Source organism: Paraclostridium bifermentans, assembly GCF_964259345.1.
Taxonomy (GTDB): domain Bacteria; phylum Bacillota; class Clostridia; order Peptostreptococcales; family Peptostreptococcaceae; genus Paraclostridium; species Paraclostridium bifermentans_B.
Genome location: NZ_CAXVJR010000008.1, coordinates 101,155 through 112,649, shown reverse-complemented (window position 1 = coordinate 112,649; position 11,495 = coordinate 101,155). Strand labels below are relative to the sequence as shown.

At 27.1% G+C, this 11,495-nt stretch carries 7 protein-coding genes; 5 read left to right on the top strand and 2 right to left on the bottom strand.

Annotated features, from left to right (window positions below; all coding sequences use genetic code 11):
* Positions 1–2 precede the first annotated feature (2 nt).
* The 5 genes from ACEXNK_RS14880 to ACEXNK_RS14860 are packed head-to-tail and all read left to right on the top strand — an operon-like array spanning position 3 to position 7,990.
* Positions 3–1,130: a glucose-1-phosphate adenylyltransferase gene (locus ACEXNK_RS14880; protein WP_373599963.1), complete on the top strand. Its 1,128-nt coding sequence runs from the start codon at positions 3–5 to the stop codon at positions 1,128–1,130.
* Positions 1,131–1,143: 13 nt separating this feature from the next.
* Positions 1,144–2,271 (top strand): glucose-1-phosphate adenylyltransferase subunit GlgD, encoded by a 1,128-nt coding sequence (gene glgD / locus ACEXNK_RS14875; RefSeq protein WP_373599860.1) that lies wholly within the window; start codon positions 1,144–1,146, stop codon positions 2,269–2,271.
* A gap of 13 nt (positions 2,272–2,284) precedes the next feature.
* Positions 2,285–3,730: a glycogen synthase GlgA gene (glgA, locus tag ACEXNK_RS14870; RefSeq protein ID WP_373599861.1), complete on the top strand. Its 1,446-nt coding sequence runs from the start codon at positions 2,285–2,287 to the stop codon at positions 3,728–3,730.
* A 15-nt stretch (positions 3,731–3,745) separates the two neighbouring features.
* Positions 3,746–6,181 (top strand): glycogen/starch/alpha-glucan phosphorylase, encoded by a 2,436-nt coding sequence (locus ACEXNK_RS14865; protein ID WP_373599862.1) that lies wholly within the window; start codon positions 3,746–3,748, stop codon positions 6,179–6,181.
* A gap of 15 nt (positions 6,182–6,196) precedes the next feature.
* Positions 6,197–7,990 (top strand): glycoside hydrolase family 13 protein, encoded by a 1,794-nt coding sequence (locus ACEXNK_RS14860; protein WP_373599863.1) that lies wholly within the window; start codon positions 6,197–6,199, stop codon positions 7,988–7,990.
* A 62-nt stretch (positions 7,991–8,052) separates the two neighbouring features.
* Here ACEXNK_RS14860 and ACEXNK_RS14855 read toward each other — a convergent pair whose 3' ends face one another.
* Both ACEXNK_RS14855 and ACEXNK_RS14850 read right to left on the bottom strand, forming a co-directional pair.
* Positions 8,053–9,429: an MATE family efflux transporter gene (locus ACEXNK_RS14855; protein ID WP_373599864.1), complete on the bottom strand. Its 1,377-nt coding sequence runs from the start codon at positions 9,427–9,429 to the stop codon at positions 8,053–8,055.
* A 110-nt stretch (positions 9,430–9,539) separates the two neighbouring features.
* A complete protein-coding gene (locus ACEXNK_RS14850; RefSeq protein ID WP_373599865.1) occupies positions 9,540–11,453 on the bottom strand; it encodes an ABC-F family ATP-binding cassette domain-containing protein in 1,914 nt (637 codons plus the stop codon).
* Positions 11,454–11,495 lie beyond the last annotated feature (42 nt).

Below are 11,495 nucleotides of genomic sequence, written 5' to 3'. Positions count from 1 at the left end.
TGATGAAAAAAGAAATGATAGCTATGATTTTAGCAGGTGGCCAAGGATCAAGATTAGGGGTTTTTACTAAAAATATAGCTAAGCCAGCAGTTTCATTTGGAGGTAAATATAGAATAATAGATTTTGTCTTAAGCAATTGTTCAAATTCAGGAATAGATACAGTTGGAGTATTAACTCAGTACAGACCACTGTTATTAAATTCACATATAGGTATAGGAAGTCATTGGGATTTAGATAGAAGAAATGGGGGATTATCAATACTTCAACCATATATGAAGGAAAAAGAAGGCAATTGGTATAAAGGAACTGCAGATGCTATATATCAAAACATGGACTATATAGATAGTTACAATCCAGAATATGTATTGATATTATCAGGAGACCATATTTATAAAATGGACTATAGTGACATGTTAGAACAACATAAAGCTAAGGACTCTGATGTTACAATTGCTGTTATGGAAGTTGACTGGGATGAAGCGAGTAGATTTGGAATAATGAATACCAAAGAAGATTTAAGTATATATGAATTTGAAGAAAAACCAGAAAAACCTAAGAGTAACTTAGCATCTATGGGAATTTATATATTTAATTGGAAAACACTAAAAAATTATTTTGAGTCAGAAGAAACATATATAGATTTTGGAAAAAATTTAATCCCTAAAATGTTGGAAGATAATATAAATATGTATGCTTATGAATTTAATGGATACTGGAGAGATGTAGGGACTATAGAAAGTTTATGGCAAGCAAATATGGACTTGATTGATTATAATAATGGATTTAACTTAAATGATTCAAATTGGAGAATTTATACAAATACAATGGCTATGCCTCCCCAATATTTAGGTAAAGATGCTAAGGTGAAAAAATCAATAGTAGTAGATGGATGTAGAGTATTAGGAACCGTTGAAAACTCTATTTTATCACATGATGTTATTATAGAAGAAGGTAGTGTTGTAAAAGATTCTATAATAATGTCTGGGGCAAGGATAGGTAAAAATGTAGTTATAGAGAAAGCTATGATAGGAGAATGTGCAGTTATAAAAGATGATAGTAATATATCTAGTAAAGATGGAAATATAAGTGTAGTATCGGAATTTGAAGTGATATCTATGGAATTGGTATAGGGGGATTAATTTTATGAATAAGGAATGCATGGGGATTATTAACATAAATAAAAAAGGTGACAATTTGAAAGAGCTAACTGGTTCAAGAGTAGTTGCATCTATTCCAATTGGTGGAAGGTATAGAATAATAGATTTTACATTATCCAATATGATAAATGCAGGCATGAAAAATATTGGTATTTTTTCAGATCAAAAATATAGATCATTAACAGATCATTTAGGCAATGGAAGTCATTGGGATTTATCTACTAAAAATGATGGACTATTTGTATTTAGTCCAGAGAATACGAAAAAAAATATTTACCATACAGTAAAAAGAGGAGATTTGAAAAATATATTTTCAAATATAGACTATATAGAAAAAAGTAAACAAAAGTATGTACTTGTATCTCCAAGTTATATGATTTGTAATATAGATTACAAAAAAGCACTTGATTATCATAAGCTATCAAAAAATAAAATAACTATAATTTATAAAAATATAAATAATGCAGATAAAGACTTTTTAGGAACAACTGTATTGAATATAAATGAGGAAAATAAAATTTCAAGTATGGGAGTTAATATAGGAAGAGAAACAGAAGCTAATATATCTATGGAAATGTATATAATGAAAAAGGAATTATTTATAGATATTATATATTCAGCTGTATCAAAAGGAGAATACAATTGTATAGAAGATTGCATAGCTGAAAGTTTAGATAAGATAGACGTAGGAGTATATGAATATGAAGGATATCTAAAGTGTATAAACTCTACAAGTTCTTATTTTCAGGCTAATAAAGATTTATTAGATGTTTATATAGCTAGTGAATTATTTTACTCGGAAAGAAAAATATATACAAAAGAAAAAAATGAACAACCAACTTTATATACTGAAACATCGAATGTAAGAAATTCACTTGTGGCAACAGGTTGTTTAATAGAAGGGGAAGTAAAAGATAGTATTATATTTAGAAAAGTTCATGTGAAAAAAGGAGCAGTTATTAAAAATTCTATAGTTATGCAAAATGGAATTATAAAGGAATATGTTAAATTAGACAATGTTATACTGGACAAAAATGTATGTATATCAGACGGGAAAGAGTTAAAGGGAGATATAAATTTACCATTAGTATTAGAAAAAAATGTGAGTATATAGAGGGGGATATATTGTGAAGGTTCTTTTTGTTACAGCCGAATGTTGGCCTTTCGCAAAGACAGGTGGATTAGGAGATGTATCTTATGCACTTCCTAAAGCATTAAAAAAAGAAGGTGTTGATGTAAGGGTTATTATGCCTAAATACGTTAATATACCTAAGTATTTAAAAGATAAAATGAAAAAAGTTGCAGTATTTAACGTAAATGTAGCTTGGAGAAATCAATATTGTGGGTTATTAGAACTAGAGTTAGATGGAGTAATATTTTATTTTATAGACAATGAGTTTTACTTTAAGAGAGAAGGTGAATATGCATATTTATATGGATATGAAGATGATGCAGAAAGATTTACATTCTTTAGTAATGCAGTATTAGAATCATTAAAAAGAATAGATTTTTACCCAGATGTAATGAATTTAAATGATTGGCATACGGGTATGATACCGTTACTTTTAAAAGAACATTATAATCAAGATGAAAGATATACTAATATAAAAACTATCTATACTATACATAATTTACAGTATCAAGGTGTATTTTCTAATAAAAATATAGATGATGTATTAGCTATACCTAGGTGGTATTTAGATGAAGGATATATTGAATACTATGGTGCGATTAACTTTATGAAAGCAGGTATAGTATATTCAGATAAGGTAAGTACAGTAAGCCCGACTTACTCAAATGAAATTCAGACAAAATACTATGGAGAAAGTTTAGATGGATTAATAAAAGCTAATAACCATAAGTTAAAGGGAATTGTAAATGGAATTGATTATGAAGTTAACAATCCAGAAGAAGATAAAAATATAGTATGTAATTACAGTTTAAATTCCATAGAAGATAAAGTAAATAATAAATTAGAGTTACAAAAAATTCTTGGATTAGAAGTTAATAAGGATATACCTATGATAGGTATAGTTTCTAGATTAGTTTCTCAAAAAGGGTTAGATTTGATTTCATATATGATGCCAGAAATAATAGGGGAAGATTTACAACTAGTTGTTTTAGGAACTGGAGAAGAGCAATATCAATCTATGCTAAATTATTATTCATCGAAATATACTAGTAAAGTTGCAGCAATACTAACATTTGATGCAGCATTAGCTCAACAAATTTATGCAGCATCAGATATGTTCTTAATGCCATCTTTATTTGAACCTTGTGGAATAGGACAAATGATAGCTATGAGATATGGGTCAATACCTATAGTTAGAGAAACTGGGGGACTTAAAGACACAGTTATACCGTATAACAAATATAATGGAGAAGGTAATGGATTTAGTTTTAAAAATTATAATGCTCATGAGATGTTTTATTGTATTAAGTCGGCAGTAGATCTTTATAAGAATAATAAAGATGATTGGTATAAATTAGTTAAAAGTGCTATGAATACAGATAACAGCTGGGATAAGTCGGCAAAAACATATATAGAAACATATAATGAGATGACTATATAAAAAGGAGGGGGGACATTGACTCTCATAAATAGAGAAGAATTTAAAGTCGAGTTTAAAAGGCAAATGGATTTTTTATATAATCAAAGTATATGCGAAGCTAATAGTGAGCAATTACTAAATACATTAGTTACAGTTTTAAAAAATAAAGTAGCTAATGTATGGAAAGAAAGTAGAATTAATAAAGAAAAAGAAGTGTATTATTTTTGCATAGAATTTTTATTGGGAAGGCAATTAGAATCAAATCTTTTAAACTTAGGAATAATGAAAGAAATTAAATCAATTCTTAATGATATGGATATAAACTTAGATGAATTAATTCAAGCAGAAGTTGATCCTGCATTAGGAAATGGAGGACTAGGAAGATTAGCAGCATGTTTTTTAGACTCTATGGCATCTCTTAATATAAGCGGACATGGATATGGAATAAGATATAAATATGGCTTATTTGAACAAAAATTTGTAAATGGGCACCAAATAGAAGTTCCTGATAATTGGTTAAAAGAAGAATCGTATATATGGGAAACTGTAAGACCTAATAAAGCTCTTATAGTTAAATTTGGAGGTAATATTGAACTTATTGAATATAATGGTAGATTAAAACCTATTCATAAAAATTATATTCCTGTAATGGCTGTTCCTTATGATATACCAATAATAGGATACAACAATAAACATATAAACACGCTTAGATTATTTAAATCGGATATACCTAGAAAAGATTTTGAACCTATATTAAAAGATTGCAGAAATAGCTATGGAAGTTATCATGATGCGTTGCAATATCGATATTATGCAGATGAAATATCACAAGTATTGTACCCGAATGATTCTAATGATGCAGGGAAAATATTAAGGTTAAAACAGGAGTACTTTTTAGTTAGCTCAGGAATACAGGATATAATAAGAAAATGTAAAAAAAATAAAATAGATATTAAAAAAATACATGAGAAGGTAGCAATTCATATAAATGACACTCATCCATCATTGTGTATTCCGGAGCTTATGAGAATACTTATGGATGAAGAAGGACTTGGATGGGATGAAGCTTGGATAATAACTAAAAAATCTATATCATATACAAATCATACTATAATGGCGGAAGCTATGGAAAAGTGGCAAATAAATATGATTAAAGATTTATTACCAAGAATTTATATGATAATAGAGGAAATAAATAAAAGACAATTAAAAGAATTAACTAGTAAATATAAAGATAATAATGAAAAAATTGATAGAATGTCTATAATATCAAATAATAATGTTAACATGGCAAATTTAAGTATAATTGGAAGTTACAGTGTAAATGGAGTTGCACAACTTCATACAGAAATATTAAAGAAAGAGGTTTTAAGAGATTTTTATGAAAATGAACCATTTAAATTTAATAATAAGACTAATGGAATAGCCCATAGACGTTGGTTAATGTTGTCTAATCCTAGATTATCCAGTTTTATAACTCAACTTATAGGAAATGATTGGGAAAAAGATACAACACAATTAAAAAAGCTAGAAGAATATAAAAATGACATTAACACACTAGAAAAATTGGAAAAAATAAAGTTAGATAATAAAAATGATTTAGCTAAAATCATAAAAGATAGAAACGGGATATTAGTAGACCCGAATTCTATCTTTGATGTTCAAATAAAGAGATTACATGCATATAAACGACAACTTATGAATGCACTTCACATACTTCATCTATACCATGAACTTTTAGATAATCCAAACTTAGATATACAACCTAGGACTTTTATATTTGGAGCAAAAGCAGCACCAGGATATTATTTTGCTAAATGTGTTATTAAATTTATAAATGAATTAGCTCATAAAATAAATAATGATAAAAACATAAATAATAAATTAAAGATAGTTTTTATAGAAAATTATGGAGTTTCCTTAGCTGAAAGAATAATACCAGCTACAAATGTAAGTGAACAAATATCTACAACTACAAAAGAAGCATCAGGAACTAGTAATATGAAGTTTATGATGAATGGAGCTATAACTATAGCAACTTTGGATGGTGCTAATGTAGAGATTTATGAACAAGTAGGCGATGAAAATATAATTTTATTTGGATTGTTAGCAGAACAAGTTCTACAGTACAACAAATATGGGGGATATTCATCTGCAGATATATATTCTAATAATTTTTATATAAAAAGAGTTGTAGATGACTTAGTAAATGGATTTATACCAAATATACGAGAAGAAGGAAGGCAAATATATAATTCGTTAATAACATATAATGATGAATTTTTTGTATTAAGAGATTTTGAAAATTATATAGAAGCTCAGAAAAAAATAAATAAATTATATAAAGATAGAAATCATTGGAATGAGATGTCTTTAATAAATATAGCTAATTCAGGAATATTTTCAACAGATAGAACTATAAGTGAATATGCTAAGGATATATGGTATAAAAATAATTTATCTAAGAGATAAAAGGTGGGGGAGCAAATGAGTATAACATATAATTCTTGGGTAGAAAGTTTTAAAAAACCTTTCGGAGCATTAGAATTAGGAGAAAAATTAAATTTGAATGTAACAGCTAGGGATAATGTAAAAGATGTATGGTTAATCGTAGAAGCTGATGAAAAATATATAGAAGAAATACCAATGAAAAAAATACAAAATAATATATTTAATTTAGCTGAATATTATTTAGCTGAAAAAAATATTTATTTCTATTACTTTAAAACTCAAGAAGAGATAAATGGAAATATAGAAACTAGATATTATGGTAAAAATCATGAAAATGGAGAGTGTAGAGTTTATTTAAATTTAAATGATATTAACAAATATCAGATTACAGTTAGTAAAGGAATAAAAAGCCCTAAGTGGTTTAAAGAAGGTGTTTTGTATCATATATTTGTAGATAGATTCAATAAAGTTGGAAAAATAAATAATCCTAAAAAAAACAGTTTTATATACGCAAATTGGGAAGATACACCTATGTATATAAAAAACAATGATAATGAAGTAGTTAGATGGGACTTTTATGGAGGGAATTTAAAAGGAGTAATTAATAAATTAAGTTACTTGAAAAATTTAGGAATAAGCATAATATATTTAAGTCCTATATTTGAGTCTCAAAGTAATCATAAGTATGACACTGGAGATTATAAAAAAATTGATTCTATGTTTGGAGATGAAGAAACATTTAAAAAATTAATTGAAGAATGTAGTAAAAAGGGTATAAACATTATACTTGATGGAGTATTTAGTCATACAGGTGATGATAGTATATATTTTAATAAATATGGAAATTATGATTCATTAGGTGCATACCAGTCGCTAGAATCTCCATATATACAATGGTATAAATTTAAGAATCATCCAGAAAAATATGATTGTTGGTGGGGAGTAAAATCACTCCCAAATGTTAATGAAATGGAAAAATCATATATTGACTATATTATAAAAGATAAAGATAGTGTAATAAAAAAATGGATGAATTATGGAGTTAAAGGTTGGAGATTAGATGTAGTAGATGAGCTTCCAACTGAATTTATAGAAGAATTAAAAAGTGAGACTTTAAAAATAGATGAAGAATCTATACTGATAGGTGAAGTATGGGAAGATGCATCAAATAAAGTTAGCTATGAAGAAAGAAGAAAGTATCTTTTAGGAAATCAGTTAAATGGAGTCACAGGATATGTATTTAAAAATATATTAATCGATTTTTTAACGCATAAGATAGACTCTATAGATGCATATAATAAGTTTATGACAGTAAAAGAAAATTATCCAAAAGAAGCCTTTAAGTCTAATTTGAATTTAATAGGAACTCATGACACTAGAAGAATAATTACAGAATTAAATGAAGATAAAGAACTATTTAAATTAGCAGTTGCTACACAAATGACATTTGAAGGCGTTCCATATATTTATTATGGAGATGAAGCAGGACTTTTAGGAGAAAAAGATCCAGATAATAGAAGAACATATCCTTGGAAAAATGAAGATAAGGATATATTAAATTTTTATAAAGACATTACTAAGTATAGAAATACAAATAAAACTTTAATTAAAGGGGATACAAAGTTTTTAAAGTTGGAAAACACAAATGTATTTGGATACATTAGATATATTGAAAGTGAATATAAAGATGGAATTTTAATATTAATAAATAGATCAGAAAGCGAAGAATATATAGAATTTGATACTATTGAAAATTTATGTAATAAAGTAAAAAATTTAAAATTAAAACCTAAGTCATTTGAAGTAATTAATTTAGATAAAATATTATAATAATATAAAAAAGCTCTGCTTATAAATTATAAGCAGAGCTTTTTTGTTAAAATAACTAAAAATTAGTTAATTTCTTTTACAATATTTGCAACCCATTTTTTAGATAATGCTCTAGGCACCCCAAATATAAACTTAACAATTTCTTCAGAATAAGTAAGAAGAACTAAAACATAAATTGGAGCTCCTTTTACAGCAAATATGAATGTAAGTGGTAATGAAACTAACCACATACAACCTAACTCTAAGAATAGAGAGTATTTCGTATCTCCACCACTTCTTAGTATACCTATAATTAAAAGTGTATTAAAAGATTTAAGCCCCATAAGAAGTCCCATTATAATAAATATTTTTATTATATCAGGAGCTAGACTATCAGTTACACTAAACATCTTAAGTAATAAAGGTATATTGAATATAAGAAGTATACCAAATATTGTACCTACAACAAATACAATTTTAGAAAATCTCTTTGCATAATCAATAGCAATTTCTTTGTTATCGGCACCAAGTTCATTACCAAGCATAATAGATGCACCAATGGCAACACATACAGCTGTCATAATAAAGAAGTTTCCTGTACTAGTAGCTATTTGACTAGCTGCGATAGCAGAAGTACCTGCTTTAGAATAAGCAACTGAGTATAAAACAGTTCCTATAGCCCATCCAGTGTCATTTAATAATATTGGAGTACTTTTAGCAAAAAATGAATTTATGAATGATTTATCAATATCTTTTATATTACTTAAGTTGAATTTTAATATATAATCTTTTTTAGCAAAATAAACATAGCCAATTAATAATGAAAACTCAATTATTCTAGCTATAACAGTTGCTATTGCTGCACCTTTAACACCTAAAGCAGGCATGCCTAAATTACCAAAAATTAAGCCGTAGTTTAAAATTATATTACTTATAAGAGCAATTGCACTACAAATCATACCTAATTTTGGATTTCTAACACTTCTAGAACCCATGCTAAAAACTGTACTTACAGCAATTAAAGGATAACAAAATGCTATTATACCAAAGTAATCAATACATAGTTTTATAACATCTGGGTCATATGAAAAAAAGTGTATTATTAATTTAGGGAAGAAAAAAGCCGGTATAAAAAATAATAAACCAAGTATTATTCCTAATAAAACATTTAAACCAGTAACTTTTTTTATATTATTTATATCATTTTTCCCGAAAAATTGAGATATAAATAAACCAGCTCCACCTGTTAATCCAGACAAAGTCATATTATATAAAAAGAAAAATTGATTAGCTACACCGATAGATGCAACAGAGGTTTCTCCTAAACTACTAATCATAACAGTATCTATAACATTTACTGAAGTTGATATAAGATTTTGTATTATTATTGGAATACAAAGTGAAATTAATAGCTTATAAAATCTCTTATTTTCATCATTTAGAGTAAATATATTACTCAAAAAAACACCCCCTCTAAAAATTTAATGTCTATACTATGGTAATATAAATAGTATATGCATAGCAACTAATTTCTATTGGTAATGTCAGAATTATTAAAAAAAGAAGCAGTTTACATTAACTGCTCCCATTCTTCGTATAGACTATTTAATTTATCTTCTAGTTCTGACTTTTCTTGTCCTACTTCTTTAGATTTTTCAGGGTTAGAATAAACTTCTTCTTGGCACATAAGCATATTTAACTCTTCTATTTTTTCTTCCGTAGTTTCTATTTCTTTTTCTATACTTTGTCTTTTAACTCTAGCTTTTTTCTCAATTTCTCTTTGTTCTCTTTCTTTTCTCTTCTCATCTTTTAATTGAGTTTTTGTTTTTTCTTCTACTACCTCTATTGCATTCATTTCAGTAGTTTGTTTTTTCTTATCTATATAATAGTCATAATTTCCAAGATATTCAGTTATTCCTTCAGAATCTAATACTAATATTTTATCTACAACTGTATTTAAGAAATATCTATCATGAGATATAGTAAATAAAGTTCCTGTGTAATTAATTAAAGCCTCTTCTAGTACTTCTTTTGAGTCTATATCAAGGTGATTGGTAGGCTCGTCTAACAGTAAGAAGTTAGAGTTAGATAAAATAAGTTTTAATATTGCAACTCTAGCTCTTTCACCACCACTTAAAGTAGATATTTTTTTAAATACTTCTTCATTTTCAAATAAAAATGCACCTAGCATATTTCTAAGTTCTGTTTGACTAAGCTGAGGATGATCATCCCAAATTTCATCTATTATAGTGTTATCTAAGTTAAGAGTTTTTTGCTCTTGGTGGAAGTAATCAACATGAACATTAGTACCTAATTTAGTTGACCCTGTTAAAGGAACTATTTCATTCATTATTATTTTAAATAAAGTAGATTTACCGATACCATTAGCTCCTACTAAAGCTACTTTTTCTCCTCTGTAAATATTAAAATTAATATCTTTAAAAAGTATTTTTTCTCCATATCCCATAGAAATATCTTTAACTTCTAGTACATCATTACCACTCGAGACTGCAGGATTAAATTTTATACTAGCTCTTTTTCTAAAAACATCAGGTCTGTCCATTACGTCTACTTTATCTAGCATTTTTTCTTTACTTCTAGCTCTTTTTAAATGCTTTTCTCTGCCGTAGGCTTTTAGTCTTTCGATTGACTCCTCTTGTTTTTTTATTTCTTTTTGTTGATCTTCGTATTTTTTTACTTCTAATTCTTTCTCCGTTTTAGATAATTCTACGAATTTAGAATAGTTACCATTATAAGTTCTAAGTTTCTTGTTATGTATTTCAAAAACTCTGTTAACTACTTGGTCTAAGAAATATCTATCATGGGAAATTAGTATAACTGTTCCTTTGTATTGCTTTAAGAAAAGTTCAAGCCACTCTATAGCATCTGCATCAAGATGGTTAGTAGGCTCATCTAGAAGTAAAAGAGAAGGATTTTTAAGTAATAATTTTGAAAGTAAGACTCTAGTTTTTTCTCCTCCAGAAAGAATATTTATAGGAGTTTCCATATTTTCATCTGAAAAACCTAAACCTTTTAATATTCCTTTAACTTCTGATTTGTATCCATAACCGTTTAATTCAGAGAAAAGTTCTAATTTATGAGAATACTCATTCATAAGCTTTTCTAATATTTTAGAATCTGGATTTGAACTTTCTTCAGAAATTTTAACCTCTAAACCTCTTATATAGTTTTCCATTTCTATTAAATCTGAAAATACCTCTAAAACTTCTTCATATATAGTTTTATCGGATTGAAAATTTGTATTTTGCTCAAGATATCCTATTTCTACACCTTTTCCAAGATATATATCACCACTATCATAACCATATATACCAGAAAGTACTTTAAATAAAGTTGTTTTTCCAGTACCGTTAACACCTATGATACCGACTTTATCACCTTCATTTACAGTAAAACTTACATCTTCTAATATAGTATCTATTCCAAAACTTTTATTTAAGTTATTACATGACAAAACAATCATAAAATTATACCTCCTTTAAACTACCTAAAATTATAATGTTTT

What these genes read in the sequence shown, in the direction of transcription:
- ACEXNK_RS14860 (WP_373599863.1), top strand. Translation starts at nt 6,197, where the DNA reads ATGAGTATAACATATAATTCTTGGGTAGAAAGTTTTAAAAAACCTTTC.
- glgD (WP_373599860.1), top strand. Translation starts at nt 1,144, where the DNA reads ATGAATAAGGAATGCATGGGGATTATTAACATAAATAAAAAAGGTGAC.
- ACEXNK_RS14880 (WP_373599963.1), top strand. Translation starts at nt 3, where the DNA reads ATGAAAAAAGAAATGATAGCTATGATTTTAGCAGGTGGCCAAGGATCA.
- ACEXNK_RS14850 (WP_373599865.1), bottom strand. Translation starts at nt 11,453, where the DNA reads ATGATTGTTTTGTCATGTAATAACTTAAATAAAAGTTTTGGAATAGAT.